Here is a 21,928-nt window from a genome sequence, read left to right on the forward strand (position 1 = left end):
GTCAGTCCCTCTTTCCTGCGACCACCATGCGGGCCGCGGCGTTGACCAGGAAGGTCAGCACGAAGAGCACCAGGCCGGCAGCGATGTAGGCACCTGCCTGGATGTCGTTGTTGAACTCGGCGTAGCCGAGAGCGATCTTCGACGCGATCGTGGCGCCACCGTCGAACAGCGACCACGAGAACCCGGCCGACGTCGTACGGAGAATCAGGTAGAGCGCCATCGTCTCGCCGAGAGCGCGGCCGAGACCGAGCATCGAACCGCTGACGTAACCCGACTTGCCGAACGGGATGATGGTCGTCCGGACGACCTCCCAGCGGGTGGCACCGAGGGCGAGGGCGGCTTCGATGTGTGCGACGGGCGTCTGGACGAACACCTCGCGGCTCACCGCCGCGATCGTCGGGAGGATCATCACCGCGAGGACGATCCCGGCGGTGAAGATCGTGCCGCCGCCCATGATCGAACCGCTGCCCGTCGCGAACAACGGGAACCAGCCCAACGTCGAGTTCAGCCAGCTTGCGACCGGACGCAGGAACGGCGCCAGGACGAGGACGCCCCACAGGCCGTACACGATGGACGGGACGGCAGCGAGGAGATCGATCACGTAGGCCAGCGGCTTCTTGATCCGGGCGGGGCAGTACGTGGTCAGGAAGATCGCGATACCGAGCGCGACCGGCATGGCGAGGGCGAGAGCGAAGAGCGACACGAGCACGGTGACCTGGAACAGGTCGAGGACACCGAAGGCCATCGCCTGCACGTCCTGCGTGACCCATTCACTGCTCGTGAGGAAGTTGACGGTGTTGCGCTGCAACGCGGGCACCGCACGCCAGACCAGGAACACCGCGATCGCGCCGATGATCACCGAGATCAGGATCGCGGAGCCTGTGGCCAGCGAACCGAAGATGCGATCGCCCGGCCGCACGACAGTCTTCTGCGTGCGATCCGAGGGTGGTGTGGTGCTAATCGTTGCCTCCGTAGTACCGGGACGACCGCCCGTTCCTGACCGGGTCGGGCCGTCCGACTCCGTACGAGCCGTTGTCGTGGGCGCGTCACTCATTTGCGCTCATATTCTCTCTGGGCTTGTTCATCAGGAACGGGCGGACCGCCGATCTACTCGGATTCGATGGCGTCGATAGACTGGGTGATGCGCTCCTTGAAGGAGTCCGGCAGCGGCACGTAGCCCTGCTCTGCGAGCCCGTCCTGGCCTTCGTTCGCCGCCGAGGTGAGGAAGGACTTCACGGCAGCAGCGGTGTCGGGACCGTACCCGGCGGAGCAGACGACCTCGTAGGTGGCCAGAACCAGCGGGTACGTGCCCGGCTCCGTGCTACCGAAGATCGACGACAGGTCGAGCGTCAGATCGCCCGCTTCTGCGGGCGAGAACCCTGCACCCTCGATCGCCTTGCCGGCGGACTCCTCGGTGAGTTCGACCGGGCCGGAGCCGTTGTCGATCCGCGCCATGCTCAGTCCGTTCTGGTCCGCGAACGACTTCTCGACGTAGGTGATCGAGCCCGGGGAACCGCTCACTGCCTGCGCGACTCCCGCGGAACCCTTCGCGCCCTCGCCGGTGCCGCCGGTGAAGTCGGAACCGGCGCCGGTTGTCCATGCACCCCCGGACGCGGCCTCTAGGTACTGCTGGAAGTTGTCCGTGGTACCCGACGAGTCGGAGCGCACGACCGGGGTGATGGCGGAGTCGGGCAGGTCGAGGCCCTCGTTGAGCGCGACGATGGCCGGATCGTTCCAGGTGGTGATCGACCCGTTGAAGATCTTGGCCGTGGTCTCGGCGTCGAGCACCAGTCCCTCGATGCCCTCGAGGTTGTAGGCCAGCGCTACCGGACCGAAGACCAGCGGGAGGTTCCAGGCCGGGTTACCGGCGCAGCGTGCGAGCGCCTGCTCGGCCTGCTCACCCTTGATCGCGGAGTCGGACCCGGCGAAGTCGACCTGATTCGCGATGAACTGGGTACGGCCGTCACCCGAGCCCGTCGGGTTGTAGGCCACGTTGACGGTGGCGCCCTTCTGCGAGCACACGGCGATGTACGTGGACACGAACTGGTCCATCGCATTCTTCTGCGCGGACGAGCCGGCAGCCGACAGGTTGGATTTTCCCTCACAGGTGGCGCTGGATGCGGACGCATCCACATCTACCGAACCGGTGTTGTCGTCGGTACCGCACGCGGTGAGCGTGAGAGCACCGACCGCCAATGCGCCCAGCAGGGCACCATTGCGCTTGAGGTTCACCTGTACTCCTCCGGAGTTCACGACCGCTGACCGAAGGCAGCGGAATCGAGGCGCGGGTGATCCCGGCGCCGGGCCACCAACTCGACCCGTATGGAAAACCTAGGTGTGCCCGGTGGACTGAGGGACGACCGTAGGTGAACGGAGGATGAACAGACCGGATACACCTGGCAGTGGTGTTGCGGTGGTCACTCGGAGCCTCCGCGACAACGTGTGCGCGCGCACATCGCGGTCACGGTCGGGCGTAGGCGACATCCACGTGGAAGCGCTCGAAGCCCAGCTTGCCGTAAGTGTTGAGCGCTGCGGTGTTGTCACCTTCGACGTACAGCAGCACGGTGTGGAGGCCTCCGTCGCGGAGGTGATGCAGTCCGGCCAGTGTGAGCAGGCGCCCGAGCCCGCGACCCTGCGCGGAGGGGTCGATGCCCACGACGTAGACCTCGCCGAGCGCATCGTTGACATCGGTGGCCGGATGCACCTTGGTCCAGTGGAAGCCGAGCAGGACGTCGGGGTCGGCGGCGTCGAACGCGAGGAACAACCCTTCGGGGTCGAACCACGACTCGGCGCGTCGCTCTTCGACGTCGGCTTCGGTCCAGCGCCCTTGCTCGGGGTGCCATTCGAAGGCCGCGGCGTTGACCCGGAGAAGTTCGGCGTCGTCGCTGGGTCCGCGGTAGGTGCGCAGCACGATCGAGTCGGGCAGCTCGACGGCAGGAAGTGCGGGAGAGTCGAGGGGGCGGCGGAGTTGCAGCAGTTCACGCACTCCGGTCAATCCGAGCCGGCGCGCCACCGCGCGGGCGGCCGGGAGGTCGCCGTGGGCCCACACCCGGGCGCCGTCACCGCCGGCGGTGAGCGCCGCGTCCACGAGTTCACCGCCGAGGCCGTGACCCCGATGCGCAGGATCGACGACCACTTCGGCCATCGCGGGATGCTCGTCGTGCGCGGGCACGAGATTCGCGTATCCGACGACGGTGTCGTCGGATACCTCCACGAGGTGGCGGGCGTCGCTGTCGCGGGTGAGCGAATGGATCACTTGCTCCGAGACCGGTGCGGTGCCGTCCTCGGCGGCGGCTCGACCGATGAGGTCGCGCACCGCCTGTGCCTGATCGGTGGACGGAAGGCCGGTGAACTCGGAGGCGATACTCATTCGGCGAATTCTGCCTCGGACTCCTCGAGTTCCGGGGCGATACCCCCTGCTTTGTTCCGGGAGGACGGTCGCACAGCCTTGTAGCCGACGTTGCGCACCGTGCCGATCAGGGATTCGTATTCGGGGCCGAGCTTCGCGCGCAGCCGCCGGACGTGCACGTCGACCGTGCGGGTACCGCCGAAGAAGTCGTAACCCCACACCTCTTGCAGGAGTTGCGCGCGGGTGAACACGCGGCCCGCATGCTGAGCGAGGTACTTGAGTAGCTCGAACTCCTTGTAGGTGAGGTCGAGGGGACGACCACGCAACCGGGCCGTGTAGGTGCCTTCGTCGATCGACAGCTCGCCCAGGGTGATCTTGCCGGAGCTCTCGGTACTGACGAGGCCGCCCGCCCGTCCGACGAGGAGACGCAACCGCGCATCCAGCTCAGCGGGTCCGGTGGTCGTGAGCAGGATGTCGTCGAGGCCCCATTCGGGATTGACCGCAACGAGCCCACCTTCGGTGAGCACCGCGATGACCGGAATCGCCGACCCGGTACTGCCCAGCAAACGGCACAGTCCTCGTGCTGCCGCGAGGTCGCTGCGAGCATCGACGATCGCGATATCGGCTGAACTGGCCTCGAGCAGCGACGATACCTCCGTCGGGGCCGGCCGAACCGAGTGCGCCAGTAACGCGAGCGACGGCAGGACCGCGTCCGGGTTCGGGTCGGAGGTCAGAAGGAGAAGCTCCACTGGGCCTCCAGTTCCTCGCGCTACCAGCGCGGATCGGGTGCGTAAACGACGTGCTACAGATTAGCGCCCTATTTGTTACCGACATGTAAGCACGACGTCGCAAGCAGCGTGATTCCCACATTCCGGACACGCTGGCCGTGGGCGCGGCACCGACTCGGACTCTGCGTCGGCCACAATGGTGGGCGTGCGCAAACTGATCTACGGTCTCGTGGTCCTGCTCGGAGTCGCCCTTCTCGCCGACTTCGGCGCGGCCGCCTGGTCCGAGTACCGCGTCTCCCGCGCACTTCGCGAGGGCGGCGCACTCGAGTCCGATCCCGCCGTCACCATCCACGGTTTCCCGTTCCTTCTGCAGGCCCGCAACGGCCACTACGAGAACGTCGAGATCGTCGCCGACGGCGTGCACACCGACATGCTCGGGGACATCACCGTCGAAGCAAACCTCATCGGGGCGCACGCGGCCGCGGGCGAACTCCTCGACGGATCGATCCGCACCGTTCCGGTGGACCTCCTGTACGGCCGAGTGCTGATCGACGCAACCGAACTCGGACAGCTCTACAACATCCCTGACCTGCAGATTTCGGCTCCGCCGGAGAGCAAGTCCGACGGAACCGGTGGATCGGGCGGGTCCGGCCCGACGACTGCCGGCGGCGTCGTTCTCACCGGCACCGTGCCGATCGGCCCCGAATCGGCGACGGTGAGCGTGCAGGCCGATCTGGTGCTCGACGGGGACCGCGTGCACATTGTGGCGTCGGACCTGTACTTCGGCCGGGAGGGACGCGCGGACTTCACGGTGCCCGACGCGCTGAAGCCGGTCGTGCTCGGTTTGTTCACCACGACGATCGAACCGCAGGATCTGCCCTTCGGCGTCAAGCCGACGTTCGTGGAGGCGCGCGGGTCGCGCATCGTCATCGAGGGCGAAGCCCACGACACCGTCATCGATCTGACCGAGGTGCAGACCGCCCCATGATTGCTCTCGTAGTTCTGTTCATCGTGATCGTCGCCACACTCGTCGCGGGAGTGACGTTGCGCACACGATCCGGCAAGGTCCGCGCGACCGGGCCGGATCGTCCCGGATCCGAGCCGGGCGTGGACCCGGCGCTCGCAGCGGTGGGGGTCGGCAACGGAGTACCCGTGATCCTGCATTTCTCCGCTCCCTGGTGCGGACCGTGCGCCTCGGTGCGACGCGTGATCGCCCGGGTGCTCGGCGACACCCCCGACGGCGCCCTCGACGTGGAGCTCGACCTCGACGAAAACCCGGTTCCCGCAAGGCAACTCGGCGTGATGTCGCTGCCGACCACGTTCGTGTTCGACGCCACCGGGCGTGAGCGTTACCGGGTGTCCGGGGTGCCCGAAGCGGCGGACCTGCGCACCGCTCTCGCATCCCTGTGAACCCGACGGTCCTATTTCCCTGAAACTTCGGTTAAACTCCTCGCGTGCACACACGCCAGGAGCTGATGCTCACCCGACGCCGCGCAGTCGATCTGTGCCGCCTCGGCGCGTGTTGTTGTCCCTGCTGCTGACCTGTAGCCGCTGACCCCCGTATCGACGGACTCCGTCCCGATCGGTCGCTGCTGCCGTCGTCACCGATGCGTTTCCCCGCGGTACTTCGCCGTTCGGCGAACCGAATTCCGCACGACAATCCCGGATTCCAGCAGGAGCATTCTCATGTCCGTTCCCGATTCCACCCGTACCGGCCGGCAGGTCGACGTCCGCGGACCACGTTTCGCCGCGTGGATCACCACCGCGGTGCTGACGGTGGTACTGCTCGTCGCGACCGTCTCCGACAACGTCGCCGGCATTCTGCTCGGCGTGCAAGCCGTCGTCTTCGCGATCGGTGCAGCGTTCGGTCCGCGTCGCAGCCCTTACGGTGCGCTGTTCGCCCGCCTCGTCGCACCGCGCCTGGGCACACCTACCGACGTCGAACCCGTTGCGCCCCTGCGGTTTGCGCAGCTTGTCGGATTCGCCTTCGCGGCGATCGGCACCGTCGCCTTCCTGCTCGGAGCCGGAACAGTGGGCATTGTGGCCACCGGCTTCGCGCTGTTCGCCGCTCTCCTGAACGCGGCCTTCGGGTTCTGCCTCGGTTGCCAGATCTACCCACTGGTCGCCCGCCTGCGTCCCGTCGCTGCCTGATCTCTCTCCTGACTTCTTCAACTTCACGTACCACCACCGAAAGGACTATCCATGGCTCGCTCCGACGTCCTGGTCTCCGCCGATTGGGCAGAGCAGAACCTTCATGCACCGAAGACGGTGTTCATCGAGGTCGACGAGGACACCAGTGCCTACGATGGCGGCCATATCGAAGGCGCCATCCGGCTCGACTGGCGCAAGGACCTGCAGGACGGTGTCCGCCGCGACTTCCTGAACCAGGAACAGTTCTCGGCACTGCTGTCGGCCAAGGGCGTCGCCAACGACGACACCGTTGTGCTGTACGGCGGCAACAACAACTGGTTCGCGGCCTACGCCTACTGGTACTTCAAGCTGTACGGCCACCAGGACATCAAGCTGATCGACGGTGGCCGCAAGAAGTGGGAACTCGACGGCCGTCCCTTGTCGAAGGACGAGGTCACCCGTCCCGCGACCGAGTACAAGGCGCAAGCGCCCGACAACTCGATCCGCGCCTTCCGCGACGAGGTCATCGCCGCGATCGGCACCAAGAATCTCGTCGACGTGCGGTCGCCCGACGAGTTCTCCGGCAAGATCCTTGCCCCCGCGCACCTGCCGCAGGAGCAGGCGCAGCAGCGTGGCCACGTCCCCGGCGCCGTCAACATCCCCTGGAGCACCACCGCCAACGAGGACGGCACCTTCAAGTCCGACGACGAACTCACTGCGCTCTACGCGGAGAAGGGATTCGACGACAGCAAGGAAACCATCGCGTACTGCCGGATCGGCGAGCGCTCGAGCCACACCTGGTTCGTGTTGCAGGAGATCCTCGGCAAGCAGAACGTCAAGAACTACGACGGCAGCTGGGTGGAGTACGGCTCGCTCGTCGGCGCACCGATCGAGTTGGGAGCATAGATATGTGCGGAGCACCTGTTCAGAATCAGAGCCTGCCCGCAGGCGTGGATGTCGAGAAGGAAACGGTCATCACCGGCAGGGTCCTCAAGGCCGACGGTGAGCCGGTCGGAGGCGCATTCGTGCGTCTGCTGGACGGCACCGACGAATTCACCGCCGAGGTCGTCGCCTCCGCCACCGGTGACTTCCGGTTCTTCGCCGCACCGGGAGACTGGACGGTGCGCGCACTGTCGAGTTCCGGCAACGGCACCTCGACCGTGAGCCCCACCGCTCCCGGCGTGCACAACGTCGACGTGACGGTCGCCAAATAACCGGCACAGCTGCAATACGAAGGGCCTCGCTCCCCGATCACCGGGAGCGAGGCCCTTTGTCATGAAGCAGAGGGTGTGCAGTCTAGAATGACCTCGTGGTCATCTTCTTCGAACTTTTGCTGGTCCTTGCAGCGGTGCTCATCACCTGGTTCGCGCTGTACACCATCTACCGCCTGGTCTCCGACGGGTCATGACGGACCAGCCGGACGGCGGCACTCGGCGTAGCGGCGACGAGGCGATTGCGCGCGCAGCAGAGCGGGCGCGGGTCACCTCCGAGCTGAACATCCCCGTGCTGTCGGGTCTGCCCGGCGCCGACGACACCGCGAATCTGCGGCACGGCGCCGATCTGAACCCTGCCCTGCTCGCGCTCCTCCCGTTGGTGGGCGTGTGGCGCGGCGAGGGTGAGGCACACGACCCGGAGACCGCCACCGATTACCCGTTCGGGCAGCAGATCGTCGTCGCGCACAACGGCGGTGACTATCTCGTATGGGAGGCCCGCTCGTGGCGTCTCGACGAGAACGGCGAATTCGTCGCCGAGGATCGCCGGGAGAGCGGGTTCTGGCGCGTCGCCGGCACCGGTGGACCGGACAGCGACGATCCCGAAACCCTCGAGTTGCTGCTCACCCACAGTTCCGGTGTCGTGGAGTTGTACTACGGCACGGCGCTGACCCAATCGTCCTGGGAACTCGCCACCGACGTGGTGATTCGTACCCGGTCCGGCGAAGTCGTGGGTGGCGCCAAGCGCCTGTACGGCATCGTCGAAGGCGGCGATCTCGCCTACGTCGAGGAACGCGTCACCGCGGACGGCGACATGCGGCCGCGCATGTCTGCGCGGCTCGCACGCCACGTCGGCTAACGAGCCGCTTCCGCGCCCGCGCGGCTTTCCGTCGCGGGCGCCGATCCGTTGCCCGCGACGGCCGAAGAGCTTTCCCGCTCGTCTCGTCCGTCGTCGTCTCCGTCGATCTCGTCCGGAATCGCGCGCGTCACGACCACGACCTCCGGCGCCGGCCGGCTTTCCGCAGCCTCGAGGTCCTCGGGGGTGTTCACTTCGGTCCACTGCCGGGTGACCGGTTCGGGAAGTTCACCGAGATCCTCACGGATTCCGCGCACCAGGCTGTACATCATGACGAAGCCCATCACGAAGAAGGGCAGACCGACCACGGTGATCAGCTGCTGTAGCGCGTCCAGACCGTCCTTGCCGGTCGCGACGAGCATGGTGGCAGCGACCAGGCCCATGATCACGGCCCAGAACAGCCGCTGATGCATGGGCGCCTTCCCTTCGGTGCCGCCGGACATCATGTCCAGGACCATCGCCGTCGAGTCCACCGAAGTGACGAAGAAGATCACCACCAGCAGGATCGCAATGCCCGACACCAGCCCTGTCAGAGGGTAGTTGCCGAGGAATTCGAACAGCGCACCCGGGATGTCCCCTGCGTCGACGACACGTTCGACAAGACCCCCGTCACCCTCGAGTTCGATGTGGAACGCGCCCATGCCGAAGATGCTGAACCAGATGACCGAGAAGAGCACCGGCAGAGCCAGCACACCGGCGACGAATTCGCGGACGGTCCGGCCGCGTGAGATGCGTGCGATGAAGATGCCGACGAACGGCGACCAGGTGATGGTCCAGGCCCAGTAGAACACCGTCCAGGTGTTCTGCCAGCCGGAGTCGGCGAACGTGTCGTTCCAGAACGCGAGGCTCGGCAGGGTGTCGGCGTAGATGCCGACCGACTCGATCATTCCCTTGAGCAGGAACAGGCTGGGGCCGGTGACCAGGACGAAGATCAGAAGCATCACCGCGAGGCCGATGTTGAAGTTCGACAGCCGCTTGATGCCCTTGTCGAGACCGAGAGCCACCGAGATGCCCGCCATGACGGTGACGAGGGCGATGAGCGCGATCTGGATGATGCCGGACTCCTCGAGTCCGAAGAGCTGAGCCAGGCCGGCATTGATCTGGAGCGTACCGAGGCCGACGGACGTCGCGACGCCGAAGATCGTGCCGATGATCGCAACCACGTCGATCGTCTTGCCGATGGGACCGTAGATCCGCCCGCCGAGCAGGGGCGCGAAGATCGAGCTGACACGGGGTGGGAGCTTGCGCTTGTAGATGAAGTAACCGAAGCACAGACCCGGCAGAGCGAAGATCGCCCACGTGTGGAATCCGAAGTGGTAGAGCGTGAAGCCCATTGCTTCACGCGCGGCCGCCTCGGATTCCGGCGCCACGTCCTGCTGTGGAGGATTCGCGAAATGGGAGATAGGTTCCGCAACGCTCCAGAACATCAGGATCGTGCCGATTCCCGCCGCGAAGAGCATCGAGAACCACGCGAGGGTGGAGTGCTCGGGACGCTCGTCGTCACCTCCGAGCCGGACGCGTCCGTAGTGCGTCAGCGCGATGACCACCAGGAAGATCAGGAACGTGGTGACGCCCAGGATGTAGAACCATCCGAGGTTGGTCATGATCCAACCGGAAGCAGTGCTGAACACGTCGTCGACGGTGGTCGTGAACGCAACCGTCACCACGACGAACAGCAGCGATATCAGCGCGGAAGTGAAGAAGACGCCCGGTGACGTGCGTAAACGGAGGGCGTCGTGGGCTTTTGTCAGGATCGGCACGCCAGGGTTTACCCCCACCGCGGCTGCGGTTACACATGCGTCTCGTCACATCACCGCCGACAGGCCGGACACGAACGACCCCCGAGTCTTCTCGGCGAGCCGGTGAGATCCGGAACTCGGCGAGCCCGGTGGAACGATCCGGGGACTCGGGGGTCGGGTGACTACCTGGTATTCGCCGGCCTCTCGCGGTCGGAGAATGCTGTGGTCGACGAGCGGCTAGCGGGTAGCCACCTCACATGTCCGAAGATAACTCAATTTCAGACCACCTCCTTCCTCGTGTAACAGCGAAGGTACGCCCGGCTCAGGCAGTCGGCAACGTATTTTTCTCGACGTGCATCACGACGTCCGCGGCGGTGTCGGGAGGCAGTTGATGCGTCACCACCACGACGGTGCGCCCCGGGTCGACAAGACCGGCATTGCGGTCCAGGAGACGACGTTGCAACCGGGCTCCGTCGTCGGCGTCGAGGTGTTCGGCAGGTTCGTCGAGCAGCAGTATCTGCGCCGGTGAGAGCAGGGCGCGTGCGAGCAGGAGTCGTCGGCGCTGGCCGCCGGAGAGTGCTCGTGCGCCGGTGTCGAGCACGGTGTCTAGACCGTCCGGCAGCGCCGCGATCCAGGGGCCGAGCCCGACGGCGTCGAGCATCTCGGACGCCTCCGACTCGTCGATGTCACCACGCGCCACGCGCAGGTTCTCGAGCACGGAGGTGCCGAAGATGTGCGCGTCTTCGGCGAAGAAACCCACACGGCGGCGCAACGCTTCGGGATCGAGTTCGGCGAGGGGCACTCCGTCGAGCGTGACGCTTCCGGAGACCGGAGTGAGCAGTCCGGCCAGGGTCATGAGGGTGGTGGTCTTGCCGCTACCGCTCGCCCCCACCAGGGCCACACGGGCACCGGGAGCGAGGTCGAGGCTCACCGGACTGGTGGCGGCGCCGCCGGGCCACCCGCTGCGCACGTCGTCGGCGCGCAGGCGGCCGGGGCCGTCAACAACCTTGTCGCCCCGCGGGACGGGCCGATCCGCCCGGTCGAGCAGGTCGCCGATCCGCCTTGCCGCGATCCGCGCACGCACCAGGGTCTGCGCGGCCGCGGGCAGTACCGAGGTCGATTCGAAAGCTGCGAGTGGCAGAAGGACGAGGACACCGAGCGTCGTGGGGCTCATGGCATCGGGACCGGACCCGAACACCGTGATACCGATCAGCAAGGCTCCGAGGACGCTCGCTCCGACCGCGAGCGGTGCGGCGGCGTCGGCGAACGCCGAGGGCACGGCAGATCGGTCGATGGCACGCACCGCAGCGACACCGGAGGAACGCGCGCGACGGGTGGCGCGGTCGAGTTGCCCGGACACCCGCAGTTCCGCGGCGTGGTCGAGAACGGTCACGGCGTCATGGGTGAAGCGGTTGCGCGCGGCATCGCTGTCCGTCTCCGCCTGCGTAGCAGCACGAGCGGACAACCACGGGGCGAGCACTCCCGCGACGAGCAATGCGACAGCGAGCACGACCCCCGCCGCCGGGACGATCACCGCGAGGGTGACGACCGCGGCGAGAGAGAGCACGACGGCAACGGCGATAGGCACGAGTGCCCGCACCACGACGTCTCCGAGCGCATCCACGTCCGCTCCGGTGCGGGCGAGCAGATCGCCGCGCCGCAGTCCCGCCGACGCGGCAGGGTCGCCGTCGGCGAGACGCTGATAAAGCCGGGCGCGCGCGGATGTCATTCCCCGGAGGGCGGTTTCGTGTGTCGCGAGGCGTTCGAGGTACCGGAACAGCCCGCGTGCGACGCCCAGCGCGCGCACCGCGACGACCGCGACCGTCAGGTCGAGCACCGGGGGCATCTCCCACGCCCTGACGATCAGCCATGCCGACAGTCCGGCCAGCAGAAGAGCACTGCCGAGCGTCGCGACGCCCGCCACGATCGCCCGTGCCACGCGGCGCGGTTCGAGTTCGAGCAGCGCCATGGCCCGGCGCAGGTCGGAAGTAGCACTCATGATGCGACCTCCCGGTGAACCTCGACGATGCGGTCGGCGACGGCCAGCAGACTCGGCCGGTGCGCCACGACGACCACCGTGCGCCCCTCGTCGGCGAGGGCGCGCAGGCCGTCGAGCACGGTCGTCTCGGTTTCGGGATCGAGGTGCGCGGTGGGCTCGTCGAGCAACAACACCGGGCGGGACGATGCGAGCGTGCGGGTCAGCGCGAGTCGTTGCCGCTGCCCCAGAGACAATCCGGTTCCGCCGGCGCCGACGACGGTCTCCCACCGGTTCGGCAGCTCCTCGAGCACTGCATCGAATCCTGTTGCGGCGCATACCCTGTCGAGAGCAGGAGAATCGGGGTCGACGCCCGTCAACCGGAGGTTGTCCGCGAGCGGACCCGGCAGCAGCACCGGGTGTTGCGGGAGCCAGGCCACCTGACGCCACCACGACTCGTCGCCTGTGACGCGGCGTCCGTCGACGGTGATGGTTCCTTCGGCGAGGTCGGTCAGCCCGAGAAGGGCAAGCAGCGCAGTGGATTTCCCGGAACCGTTCTCACCGGTCAGCACGGTGATCTCACCCGGCCGGCATACCGCGTCGAGCCTGTACGGGGCGTATCCGTCGCGGCCGGCGACGCCGACTCCCCGGAAGACGAGTTCGCACCCGCCCGCGGTGACGGGTTCGCCGGGCGTCGACACCGTGGCCGGCATGTCCCCGGTCGCGGTTCCTCCCTTCGGCGCAGCGGCCAGGATCGTGAATGCTCGTTCTGCGGCGGCTGTTCCGTCCTCTGCGGCATGGAACTTGCTGCCGACCGTGCGGAGCGGGAAGTACGCCTCCGGCGCCAGGATCAGGGCGATGACACCGGCTTCGAGCGGCATCTCGCCGAACACCAACCGCATGCCGATCGTCACTGCAACGAGCGCGACCGAGAGCGTCGCGAGGAATTCGAGCACGGTGCCGGACAGGAATGCGACGCGCAGCGCCGACATCGTCGTGCGCCGGTGGTCGTCCCCGAGTTCCCGCACCCGGTCGACGGGCCCCTGTTCCCGCCCGAGTGCGCGCAACGTGGGCAAGCCCGCGAGCAGATCGAGCAACTGCGACGACAACGTGGTCATCGCGTCGAGCGTGCGGTCGGCCTTCCCCTTGGTGAGCAGGCCGATCAGGATCATGAAGATCGGGATCAACGGCAGGGTGACGATGACGATGATCGCCGACGTGAGGTCGTGCAGGGCGATGACGACGATCGTGACGGGCGTGAGAATCACCGCGAGCACCAGAGCGGGCAGATAGCCGGTGAGGTAGTCGCGCAGCCCGTCGAGCCCTCTGGTGAGGACGGTGGCGATCTCGTCGCGACGCGGATCGAGTTCGCGGGGCGGCAGCGTCGCGGCCGCGCCGAGCACTTCGCTCTCGAGTTCGGCGATCACCCGGCTCGCGGAGCGATGCGCGTACCGGGAGTGCAGCCAGGTGACCAGAACGCGGACGGCGACGGCCCCGGCGAGGACCGCGAGTTCGGTGCGCCAGTCGCCCACCGTGCGGGCGTCGGTGGTGATGACACCGGCCAGCACCCGGCCGATCATCAGAGCGCTCACCACGACCATCACGACGTCGACCAGCGACGCCAGGACGGTCAGCGCGAGATATCCGCGCGCCGACGCAGAGTAGCGCCACAGCCTCGGGTCCACCGGACCCCGCCGACGTTTGCGGACGTCGGCGGGGCCGGCGGTCGCGTTCAGCGTCACTTCGAGCTGAACTTCAGGCCGATTGACGGCGGGATCTGCGCCGTGGAGATGCGCTTACGGAACACCCAGTAGGTCCACCCCTGGTACAGCAGCACGACGGGAGTGACCGCCACGGCAGCCCACGTCATGATCTTCAGGGTGTACGGGTTCGACGACGCGTTGTCGATGGTCAGCGACCACGCGGGATCGAGCGTGGACGGCATGACGTTCGGGAACAGCGATGCGAACAGCAGGACGACCGTCGCCGCGATCGCCACCGTGGTGAACGTGAATGCCCATCCCTCACGGTCGGCGGCGACCAGAGCCACGACGGCGACCAGTGCCGCTGCAGCGATACCCACCAGGATCATCGTCCAGGTCTTGCCGTACGCCAGCTGGGTCCACACCACGAACGCACCCGCCACGAGGACCGCCGGAATCGAGAGTTTCCGTGCGAGGGAGACCGCGTCCTCGCGGACGTCACCGGAGGTCTTGAGTGCGATGAACACCGCGCCGTGCAACGCGAACACCAGGGCGGTGGTGACACCACCGAGCAACGCGTACGGGTTGAGGAGGGCGAAGAAACCGCCGACGTACTGCTTGTCCGCGTTGATCGCCACACCGCGCACGATGTTCGCGAACGCGACACCCCACAGCACCGCCGGAACCCACGAGCCGAAGATGATGCCCCAGTCGCAGCGGCGCCGCCATACCGGATCGTCGATCTTGCCGCGCCACTCGATCGCGCAGATTCGCACGATCAGCGCCACCAGGATCAACAGCAGTGGCAGATAGAACCCGGAGAACATCGTCGCGTACCACTCGGGGAACGCGGCGAACAACGCACCGCCGGCCGTGATGAGCCACACTTCGTTGCCGTCCCAGACCGGGCCGATTGTGTTGAGCAACACGCGGCGACGGGTGTCGGCGGTCTCGGTGGATCCGCGACCGAGCACCGGAAAGTGCATTCCGACACCGAAATCGAAGCCTTCCAGGATGAAATATCCCGTGAAGAGCACCGCAATCAGGATGAACCAGACTTCGGGGAGTGCCATGGGAGATCTCTCCTAGTACGCGAAGGACAGCTGTTTCGGCTGGGTGTCGTCGTCGTCCGAACCGTCGTCGGTACCGGGCGGCTGCGAGTCGTGCGGCTGAGGGCCTTCCATCGCGTACTTCCGGATCAGCCGGAACCACACCACACCGAGCGCCCCGTAGACGACGGTGAATGTGATCAGCGATACGAGGACGGTGCCGGTCGCGTGGTCGGAAACACCCTGTTCGACGGTCAGCCGGATCATGTCCACGCCGGTGGGGTTGGGGTGCACGACCCACGGCTGGCGTCCCATTTCGGTGAATATCCAGCCGGCGCTGTTCGCCAGGAACGGGGTGGGTATCGCGATGAGCGAGAGCACCGAGAACCATTTCTGATCGGGCACTCTGCCCCGTCTCGTCACCCACAGACCCGCGATCGCGAGTGCTGCGGAGCCGGCGGCCAGACCGATCATCGCGCGGAACGACCAGTAGGTGACGAAGAGATTGGGGGTGTAGTTGCCGGGACCGAACTCCTCCTCGTACTGCGCCTGGAGGTCTTCGACGCCCTGCAGCGTCACGCCCGAGAACTCACCTTCGGCGAGGTACGGCAGGACGTACGGCACTTGCAGAACGTGGATGACACCGTCGCAGTCGTTGTGTGTGCCGATCGTCAGAATCGAGAAGTCGGGGTCGGTTTCCGTCTTGCACAACGATTCTGCCGAGGCCATCTTCATGGGCTGCTGTTCGAACATCAGCTTGGCCTGGATGTCGCCCGTGACGAACAGGCCCACACCGGCGATGATCATCACCAGCAGGCCCATGCGGGTGGCGGGACGGAACAATTCGCGCGCATCGTGCTCGAGCTGCTGCGCTTCCTCCGGCTCCGACGCCTTGATGGCCTTGGCACGTCGCATGTTTCGTACCATCCACCAGCCGCCGATACCTGCGACGAAGGTGCCTGCGGTGAGGAATCCGCCGGTCACGGCATGCGGGAACGCCGCCAATGCCGTGTTGTTGGTGAGCAGTGCCCAGATACTCGACAGCTCCGCACGTCCGGTCTCCGGGTTGTAGGTGGCACCGACCGGGTGCTGCATGAACGAGTTGGCCACGATGATGAAGTACGCCGACGCGTTGACGCCGATGGCCACGAGCCAAATCGTCGCCAGGTGCACCAATTTGGGCAAACGCGACCATCCGAAGATCCACAGCCCCAGGAACGTGGACTCCAGGAAGAAGGCGACCAGACCCTCGAGTGCCAGCGGCGCTCCGAAGACGTCACCGACGAAGCGGGAGTACTCGCTCCAGTTCATGCCGAACTGGAACTCCTGGACGATGCCGGTCGCGACACCGAGCGCGAAGTTGATCAGGAACATCTTCCCGAAGAACTTGGTCAGCCGGTACCAGCGATCCTTCTTGGTGACCACCCACATCGTCTGCATGATCGCGACCATGGGCGCGAGACCGATGGTCAAGGGCACGAGGATGAAGTGATACACCGTCGTGATCCCGAACTGCCATCGGGACAGATCCAACACATCCATAGTCGCTCCGAGGTGAGGCCCGAATACGGGGTTCGAATGCTGGCGCGCGGGCCGGCGCTCTACTTGTAGACACGAAGCCCCGCTCAGGGCGGTTCGGCCTCGTTACTACGGAATGTAGTAGAAAAAACTCGGGTCGGGTACCGCCGGTGTCCTCAAACACACGGGACACGTCTCACATCCCGCCTCACAGCGTAGGCCCGCTTCGGAACAGAGGACCGGAGAAATGCGGAGTTTCAGCCGGCTGCGCCGACCGCCTCGTCGACGAGAGCCTCGACGACACCGCTGAGCGACCTCACAGAGAGGGGGTGTCCGTCGAGCGTGTGGACCCGCGCGGCGAGCGCCACGCTCGAGACGAGCCACACGCCGTCCGCGACGATGAGATCGGCCGGACGCAGCGGCTCGTAGCGCACCGCGAAGTCGCGACTACCGGCCAGATCGAACAGGGCCTGCTGGGTGGTGCCCAGCAGGATGCTCATCTCGGGAGGCGGGGTGAGCAGGGTGTGCCCGCGCGCGATCACGACGGTCGAGCGTGGCCCCTCGAGCACATATCCCTCGCTGCTCGTATAGATGACGTCGTCGGCGCCCACCGACTCCGCCTGACGCAACGCCGCCATGTTCGTCGCATAGGACAAGGTCTTGGCCCCGGCGAGCTGCCACGGCGCGGTCCGCGCGATGTCGACGGAGAATCCACGTTCGAGCGTCACCACCGACACCCCCTCGCGTCGAGTCCGCTGGACCCGCTCCGGAACGTCGGTCACGAGAAGGAACGCGGTCGGAGAACCGGCGCCTTCCCGCCCGCGCGTATAGATGAGGCGAAGGACCCCTTCCCGGTCATTGCCCCACTCCTCCACCGCGAGGTCGACGGCTGCGCGCCACTCCGCGCGGTCGGGTTCGGGAAGAGCGAGGGCCTGTGCGGACGCGGCCAGCCGGGCGAGGTGCAGTTCGACCGCGCATGCGCGTCCCTCGCGCACCAGCAGCGTCTCGAACGCCCCGTCGCCCCGCAGCACTCCGATATCGTCTGCGTGCACCAGAGGCGCGTCGGGGTCCCGCACCTCGCCGTCCAGCGTCATCAGCACCCGGTCAGCCATGGTCATACCCTAGCGAGTGGCGATCCCGCGGTGACTTCCCCATAGACTGGTGACGTGACCGAGATTCCGATCGTGTCCAAGAGCCGTCTCCTCACCGTTCCCGACGCTGTCGCGTCACCCCCCGGTTCCCCCGACGAGGGCCTCGCCTGGCATTACGGCGACCCGCTGGGTGAACAGCGCGCCGCTCTCACCGGCGCTGCGATCGTCGACCGGTCCACCCGGTTCGTCATGGCCGTCTCCGGTCCGGAACGGTTGTCGTGGCTCCACACCATTTCGAGCCAGCACGTCGCCTCCCTCCCGGACGGCAGTTCGGCCGAGAACCTCAGCCTCGATGTGAACGGCCGCGTCGAACACCACTTCGTGCTCACCGACCTGGACGGCGTCACCTGGATCGACACCGAACCGAGCCGCGGACCCGATCTCCTCGGGTTCCTGACCAAGATGGTGTTCTGGTCCCAGGCGGAGCCGCGCGACGGCAACGAACTGGCCGTCCTCTCGCTCCTCGGGCCCGAAGCGGGGAGCCCGGCGATCCTCGGTGCACTCGGCATCGACGCCCTGCCGGCGACGCCCTACGCCGCGGCCGCGCTGCCGGGCGGCGGGTTCGTCAGGCGCATGCCGTGGCCCACCGACGACTCCTACGACCTGCTGGTGCCCCGCGACCGGATCGTCGAGATCTTCACGGCCGTCCAGTCCGCCGGCGCACGCCCCGCGGGAACGTGGGCCTACGAGGCGCTGCGTGTCGTCGCCGTGCGGCCCCGCATCGGCCTCGACACCGACGACCGCACCATCCCGCACGAGGTGCGCTGGATCGGCGGTCCCGGCGAGCACGGCGCCGTCCACCTCGACAAGGGGTGTTACCGCGGCCAGGAGACTGTCGCCCGCGTGCACAATCTCGGTAAGCCGCCGCGGCATCTCGTGCTGCTGCACCTCGACGGCTCGGCGGACGGGCGACCCGAGACGGGCGACGCCGTGACCGCCGACGGCAGGTCCGTCGGACGGATCGGCACGATCGTCGATCACTTCGAACTCGGCCCCGTGGCGCTCGCCCTCGTCAAACGCACCATCACACCGGAGACGCCGCTCGTCGTCGGTCCGTGCGCGGCGGCGATCGACCCCGACTCGATACCGAAGGACGACGGCGTGCAAGCCGGAAGGCAGGCCGTCGAGCGACTGCGCGGCCGGTGAGCACCGGCCGGGTCGACGCCGTGTGCGTCGTTCACGCCCTCCGCGACACCGGTTTGCGGCGCGTCCCCCAGACGGGCATCGACAAACGCCCCGTCGACGGCGCAGTCCAGGTCGGCGAGTCCGGCCTGGCCGGCGACCGTCAGTGCGACACTGGTAATCACGGGGGCCGTTACAAGGCGGTCTACGCGTACGGCGACGACGAAGCCCGGCGCTGGGCGGCCGAACTCGGCCGGGACCTGCCCGTCGGGTGGTTCGGTGAGAACCTCCGCGTGAGCGGCCTGTCCCCCACCGACGCCGTCATCGGAGAGCGCTGGCGGGTCGGCGACGACGGACTGCTGCTCGAGGTGACCGGACCGCGCACGCCGTGTCGCACATTCGGAAACTGGTCCGGAGAGCCGCACTGGGGGTCGCGCTTCACCGAACGCGCGGACACGGGCGCGTACCTGAAAGTGCTCACCGAAGGTTCGGTGCGAGCAGGCGACACGATCACCGTCGAATCCGTCCCCGATCACGGCGTGACGGTGCGGGACCTGTTCACGGGCCGCGACCCGGAACGGCTCGCCGTGATGCTCGACCAGCAGGAAGATCTCGCGCCGAAAGTGGCCGAGAAGGCACGCCGGCGGGTTGCCGGCCGGAAGGCGGAACAGCAGTGAGTGTCGAACTGGTCGAGGTGGTGCGCTCCGGATTCCGGGAGTGCGTGCACCGCGGGTCGCTGGTCGTGCTCGACCCGCAGGGTGAGGTGGTGGTCTCCCTCGGAGAGGTCCACACCCCGATCTACCCACGCTCGTCGAACAAGCCCATGCAGGCCGTCGCCATGCTGCGGGCCGGGTTCGTGCCCCGCACCTCCGAAGAACTGGCGATCGCCACCGCATCGCACGAAGGTGAAGCCGACCACGTCGAACGGGTCGAGGCACTGCTCACCGCGCACGGGTTCGGTGAAGCGGATCTGCAGTGCCCGCCGGATCTGCCCGGCAACGAACTCGCCCGCGCCGAAGTGCTCGCCGCCGGACGGTCGCCCCGCGCCGCGTACATGAACTGCTCCGGCAAGCACGCGGCGATGCTCGCGGTGTGCTCCGCGCGGGGCTGGGACACCGACACCTATCTCGACCCGGGCCACCCGCTGCAGAAAGGCGTCGTGGAGACGATCGCCGATCTGACCGGAGACATCGAGGACACGGAGCTGGGTATCGACGGGTGCGGTCTTCCGATCGTGCCCGTGCCCCTGATCAACCTGGCGCGTGCGTACGCGCGTCTCGCCACCGCGGAATCCGGGACGCCCGAACGTGCCGTGGCCGACGCGATCCGGGAGCATCCGTTCCTCATCTCCGGCACCGGCAAAGACGATCTGCGTCTGATGAGTGCCGTGCCGGGTCTGTTCTGCAAGGCCGGCGCAGACGGTGTCCATGCCGGCGCGCTCCCGGACGGAACCTCTTTCGCTTTCAAGATCGACGACGGCCACGAGCGTGCACGGTTGCCCCTCTCCGCTGCCCTCCTGCATCGGCTCGGTGTCGGTGACGCAGATGTGCTCGCGACCCTCGCGTCCCAGCCGGTTTCGGGCGGCGGAGTGCGCGTCGGCACCGTTCGTGCGGTCCCGGGGGTGTTCTGAAGGGCACATTCCGGGAGGTTCGGTCCTCATAGGCGCAGGTCGGGTCCGTTTGAGACGTAAAGGACACCGGCCCGGACAGGTGCGTGGAAGCGCAACCGACTTTTCCACGCTAAAGTGGGCCACAGGAAAATACTCAACTCACCGGGGCCGCCAAATTTCCCCAGGCCGCCCCGTCAAAGCGCGAGGGGGTTAGTCATGGGCCGCGGCCGGGCTAAGGCAAAGCAGACCAAGGTTGCACGGCAACTCAAGTACAGCTCGCCGTCCACCGACTTCGAGAACCTCCAACGAGAGTTGTCTGGTGGTGTAACCAACTCGCAGCGTGACGAGGTCTTTGCAGACCAGCGTTCCGGTTGGGACGACGATTACGACGACGATTTTCGTCGTTGACTCACCTTTCTTTCTGACGGAGGGGGTCGCCGAGAACTCGGCACCCCCTCCGTCAGTGGTGTAGTCGGCTTTTCATCCGAGTGGGCCTCGGCGGTGGCGACACCGCGACAGCCCGCCTGTTCGGCGACCCCTACCCCACCTCTACACACGGTGGCGGCGCGGGAACTACAGCCGTAGAACAGCTTTCACACAGACGCGTACGGTCCCCCACCCACACGGGTGAGGGACCGTACGCGTACTACGAGGTTCAGAAACGCGGGTGGTCGCCGGCGAGGATCGCGCGCTCGTCGGAACCGTCCTGGGCCCGGCGAACCGTGCCGAGGGTCCAGCAGTCGATGTGGCGGGCGGTGAGCACCGCGAGAGCCCGGTCGACGTCCTCGGGCGCCACGATCGCCACCATGCCCACACCCATGTTGAAGGTCTTCTCCATCTCCGCGCGCTCCACACGACCGCGCTGGGCGATGAGACCGAACACCGGTGCCGGGCTCCACGTGGTGCGGTCGAGTTCCGCGACAAGGCCCTTCGGCATCACGCGCGCGAGGTTCGCAGCGAGGCCGCCACCCGTCACGTGGCAGAACGTGCGCACCTCGGTCTCGGCGGCGAGCGCGAGGCAGTCCTTGGCGTAGATGCGGGTCGGCTCGAGCAGTTCCTCGCCGAGCGTGCGGCCGAACTCGTCGACCTGCGCCGTCAGGCTCATCTTGCCGATCTCGAGCAGCACCTTGCGGGCGAGCGAGTATCCGTTGGAGTGCAGACCCGACGCGCCCATGGCGATCACGACGTCACCGGGACGGACCCGTTCGGGGCCGAGCAGCTTGTCGGCCTCGACGACGCCCACGCCGGTCGCAGAGATGTCGTAGTCACCGTCGGCCATCACGCCGGGGTGCTCCGCCGTCTCGCCGCCGAGCAGCGCGCAACCGGCCTGGACGCAACCCTCGGCGATGCCCGCGACGATCTCGGCGACACGCTCCGGAACGACTCGTCCCACCGCGATGTAGTCCTGCAGGAACAGCGGTTCGGCGCCGCACACCACGAGGTCGTCGACGACCATCGCGACGAGGTCGAGCCCGACCGTGTCGTGCTTGTCGAGCGCCTGCGCAATCGCGAGCTTGGTACCCACACCGTCGGTGGACGCCGCCAGCAGCGGCTCCTTGTAGTCACGCTTGAGCGCGAACAGGCCCGCGAACCCACCCAGACCGCCGAGCACCTCCGGGCGCGTGGCCCTTTTCGCGTGCGGCGCGAACAGTTCGATGGCACGGTCACCGGCCTCGATGTCCACGCCGGCCGCGGCGTAGGAAGCTCCGGGGGTTGTCTCCTCGGTCATGGGTTGTCGGCTCCAGCCTCGAGTTGTCGATCTACTGATTTGAAAGGTTGCCGGTATCC

The 21,928-nt window shown here is 67.0% G+C and carries 22 protein-coding genes; 11 read left to right on the top strand and 11 right to left on the bottom strand.

The features are described from left to right. Position 1 precedes the first annotated feature (1 nt). The 4 genes from pstC to AC0B44_RS04805 form a co-directional block, all read right to left on the bottom strand. The gene (gene pstC / locus AC0B44_RS04790) at positions 2-1,054 is read right to left on the bottom strand and encodes a phosphate ABC transporter permease subunit PstC (protein ID WP_471901786.1); all 1,053 of its coding nucleotides are present in this window, start codon (positions 1,052-1,054) and stop codon (positions 2-4) included. 53 nt (positions 1,055-1,107) lie between these two features. Further along, on the bottom strand, positions 1,108-2,232 hold the full coding sequence (pstS, locus tag AC0B44_RS04795) for a phosphate ABC transporter substrate-binding protein PstS (RefSeq protein ID WP_471901787.1): 1,125 nt from the start codon (positions 2,230-2,232) through the stop codon (positions 1,108-1,110). A 229-nt stretch (positions 2,233-2,461) separates the two neighbouring features. Further along, entirely contained in the window at positions 2,462-3,370 is a 909-nt protein-coding gene (mshD, locus tag AC0B44_RS04800; RefSeq protein WP_471901788.1) for a mycothiol synthase, read from the bottom strand. Continuing rightward, positions 3,367-4,098 (bottom strand): winged helix-turn-helix transcriptional regulator, encoded by a 732-nt coding sequence (locus AC0B44_RS04805; RefSeq protein WP_471901789.1) that lies wholly within the window; start codon positions 4,096-4,098, stop codon positions 3,367-3,369. The genes mshD and AC0B44_RS04805 overlap by 4 nt, the downstream gene beginning before the upstream one ends. Before the next feature lie 184 nt (positions 4,099-4,282). Between AC0B44_RS04805 and AC0B44_RS04810 the strand changes: the two genes are divergently transcribed. The 7 genes from AC0B44_RS04810 (at position 4,283) to AC0B44_RS04840 (ending at position 8,277) form a co-directional block, all read left to right on the top strand. Beyond that, on the top strand, positions 4,283-5,065 hold the full coding sequence (locus AC0B44_RS04810) for an LmeA family phospholipid-binding protein (protein WP_471901790.1): 783 nt from the start codon (positions 4,283-4,285) through the stop codon (positions 5,063-5,065). Then, positions 5,062-5,487 (top strand): thioredoxin family protein, encoded by a 426-nt coding sequence (locus AC0B44_RS04815; protein ID WP_471901791.1) that lies wholly within the window; start codon positions 5,062-5,064, stop codon positions 5,485-5,487. The genes AC0B44_RS04810 and AC0B44_RS04815 overlap by 4 nt, the downstream gene beginning before the upstream one ends. 44 nt (positions 5,488-5,531) lie before the next feature. Continuing rightward, positions 5,532-5,618 carry a putative leader peptide gene (locus AC0B44_RS04820; RefSeq protein ID WP_471902060.1) on the top strand — a complete coding sequence of 29 codons (87 nt, stop codon included), beginning with the start codon at positions 5,532-5,534 and terminating at the stop codon, positions 5,616-5,618. A 145-nt stretch (positions 5,619-5,763) separates the two neighbouring features. Then, positions 5,764-6,228: a DUF4395 domain-containing protein gene (locus AC0B44_RS04825; protein WP_471901792.1), complete on the top strand. Its 465-nt coding sequence runs from the start codon at positions 5,764-5,766 to the stop codon at positions 6,226-6,228. Between the two features lie 51 nt (positions 6,229-6,279). After that, positions 6,280-7,113 carry a sulfurtransferase gene (locus AC0B44_RS04830; RefSeq protein ID WP_471901793.1) on the top strand — a complete coding sequence of 278 codons (834 nt, stop codon included), beginning with the start codon at positions 6,280-6,282 and terminating at the stop codon, positions 7,111-7,113. A 2-nt stretch (positions 7,114-7,115) separates the two neighbouring features. Beyond that, positions 7,116-7,421 carry a DUF1416 domain-containing protein gene (locus AC0B44_RS04835; protein WP_471901794.1) on the top strand — a complete coding sequence of 102 codons (306 nt, stop codon included), beginning with the start codon at positions 7,116-7,118 and terminating at the stop codon, positions 7,419-7,421. A gap of 190 nt (positions 7,422-7,611) precedes the next feature. Further along, positions 7,612-8,277 (top strand): heme-binding beta-barrel domain-containing protein, encoded by a 666-nt coding sequence (locus tag AC0B44_RS04840; RefSeq protein ID WP_471901795.1) that lies wholly within the window; start codon positions 7,612-7,614, stop codon positions 8,275-8,277. Here AC0B44_RS04840 and AC0B44_RS04845 read toward each other — a convergent pair. From AC0B44_RS04845 to AC0B44_RS04870, 6 genes are all read right to left on the bottom strand, one after another. Beyond that, entirely contained in the window at positions 8,274-10,028 is a 1,755-nt protein-coding gene (locus AC0B44_RS04845; RefSeq protein ID WP_471902061.1) for a BCCT family transporter, read from the bottom strand. The genes AC0B44_RS04840 and AC0B44_RS04845 overlap by 4 nt on opposite strands. Before the next feature lie 307 nt (positions 10,029-10,335). Beyond that, positions 10,336-12,012, bottom strand: coding sequence for a thiol reductant ABC exporter subunit CydC (cydC, locus tag AC0B44_RS04850; protein WP_471901796.1), 1,677 nt, complete (start codon positions 12,010-12,012; stop codon positions 10,336-10,338). Continuing rightward, positions 12,009-13,730, bottom strand: a complete 1,722-nt coding sequence (gene cydD, locus AC0B44_RS04855; protein ID WP_471901797.1) for a thiol reductant ABC exporter subunit CydD — start codon at positions 13,728-13,730, stop codon at positions 12,009-12,011. The genes cydC and cydD overlap by 4 nt, the downstream gene beginning before the upstream one ends. Continuing rightward, a complete protein-coding gene (cydB, locus tag AC0B44_RS04860) occupies positions 13,727-14,764 on the bottom strand; it encodes a cytochrome d ubiquinol oxidase subunit II (protein ID WP_471901798.1) in 1,038 nt (345 codons plus the stop codon). Before cydB ends, cydD begins: the two co-directional genes overlap by 4 nt. A 12-nt stretch (positions 14,765-14,776) precedes the next feature. Next, positions 14,777-16,282: a cytochrome ubiquinol oxidase subunit I gene (locus AC0B44_RS04865; RefSeq protein WP_471901799.1), complete on the bottom strand. Its 1,506-nt coding sequence runs from the start codon at positions 16,280-16,282 to the stop codon at positions 14,777-14,779. Positions 16,283-16,515: 233 nt separating this feature from the next. Then, positions 16,516-17,370, bottom strand: a complete 855-nt coding sequence (locus tag AC0B44_RS04870) for an aminodeoxychorismate lyase (protein ID WP_471901800.1) — start codon at positions 17,368-17,370, stop codon at positions 16,516-16,518. Positions 17,371-17,424: 54 nt separating this feature from the next. On the opposite strand from AC0B44_RS04870, the gene ygfZ reads away from it, so the two are divergent. The 4 genes from ygfZ to AC0B44_RS04890 all read left to right on the top strand — a co-directional run bounded on the left by ygfZ (position 17,425) and on the right by AC0B44_RS04890 (position 20,548). Continuing rightward, positions 17,425-18,555, top strand: a complete 1,131-nt coding sequence (gene ygfZ, locus AC0B44_RS04875; RefSeq protein WP_471901801.1) for a CAF17-like 4Fe-4S cluster assembly/insertion protein YgfZ — start codon at positions 17,425-17,427, stop codon at positions 18,553-18,555. Then, the gene (locus AC0B44_RS04880; protein ID WP_471901802.1) at positions 18,552-19,208 is read left to right on the top strand and encodes an MOSC domain-containing protein; all 657 of its coding nucleotides are present in this window, start codon (positions 18,552-18,554) and stop codon (positions 19,206-19,208) included. Before ygfZ ends, AC0B44_RS04880 begins: the two co-directional genes overlap by 4 nt. Beyond that, entirely contained in the window at positions 19,205-20,161 is a 957-nt protein-coding gene (locus AC0B44_RS04885) for an asparaginase (protein ID WP_471901803.1), read from the top strand. The genes AC0B44_RS04880 and AC0B44_RS04885 overlap by 4 nt, the downstream gene beginning before the upstream one ends. Before the next feature lie 195 nt (positions 20,162-20,356). After that, positions 20,357-20,548, top strand: coding sequence for a DUF3073 domain-containing protein (locus AC0B44_RS04890; protein ID WP_072701946.1), 192 nt, complete (start codon positions 20,357-20,359; stop codon positions 20,546-20,548). 247 nt (positions 20,549-20,795) lie between these two features. On the opposite strand, the gene purM is transcribed toward AC0B44_RS04890, so the two are convergent. Next, positions 20,796-21,869 (bottom strand): phosphoribosylformylglycinamidine cyclo-ligase, encoded by a 1,074-nt coding sequence (gene purM / locus AC0B44_RS04895; RefSeq protein WP_471901804.1) that lies wholly within the window; start codon positions 21,867-21,869, stop codon positions 20,796-20,798. Positions 21,870-21,928 lie beyond the last annotated feature (59 nt).

Source organism: Rhodococcus sp. NPDC019050, from assembly GCF_055664235.1.

Coding starts and splice junctions, on each gene's coding strand:
- pstC (WP_471901786.1), bottom strand. CDS start 1,054: ATGAGTGACGCGCCCACGACAACGGCTCGTACGGAGTCGGACGGCCCG.
- mshD (WP_471901788.1), bottom strand. CDS start 3,370: ATGAGTATCGCCTCCGAGTTCACCGGCCTTCCGTCCACCGATCAGGCA.
- AC0B44_RS04815 (WP_471901791.1), top strand. CDS start 5,062: ATGATTGCTCTCGTAGTTCTGTTCATCGTGATCGTCGCCACACTCGTC.
- AC0B44_RS04825 (WP_471901792.1), top strand. CDS start 5,764: ATGTCCGTTCCCGATTCCACCCGTACCGGCCGGCAGGTCGACGTCCGC.
- AC0B44_RS04830 (WP_471901793.1), top strand. CDS start 6,280: ATGGCTCGCTCCGACGTCCTGGTCTCCGCCGATTGGGCAGAGCAGAAC.
- AC0B44_RS04835 (WP_471901794.1), top strand. CDS start 7,116: ATGTGCGGAGCACCTGTTCAGAATCAGAGCCTGCCCGCAGGCGTGGAT.
- AC0B44_RS04840 (WP_471901795.1), top strand. CDS start 7,612: ATGACGGACCAGCCGGACGGCGGCACTCGGCGTAGCGGCGACGAGGCG.
- cydC (WP_471901796.1), bottom strand. CDS start 12,012: ATGAGTGCTACTTCCGACCTGCGCCGGGCCATGGCGCTGCTCGAACTC.
- cydB (WP_471901798.1), bottom strand. CDS start 14,764: ATGGCACTCCCCGAAGTCTGGTTCATCCTGATTGCGGTGCTCTTCACG.
- AC0B44_RS04865 (WP_471901799.1), bottom strand. CDS start 16,282: ATGGATGTGTTGGATCTGTCCCGATGGCAGTTCGGGATCACGACGGTG.
- AC0B44_RS04870 (WP_471901800.1), bottom strand. CDS start 17,370: ATGGCTGACCGGGTGCTGATGACGCTGGACGGCGAGGTGCGGGACCCC.
- AC0B44_RS04890 (WP_072701946.1), top strand. CDS start 20,357: ATGGGCCGCGGCCGGGCTAAGGCAAAGCAGACCAAGGTTGCACGGCAA.
- purM (WP_471901804.1), bottom strand. CDS start 21,869: ATGACCGAGGAGACAACCCCCGGAGCTTCCTACGCCGCGGCCGGCGTG.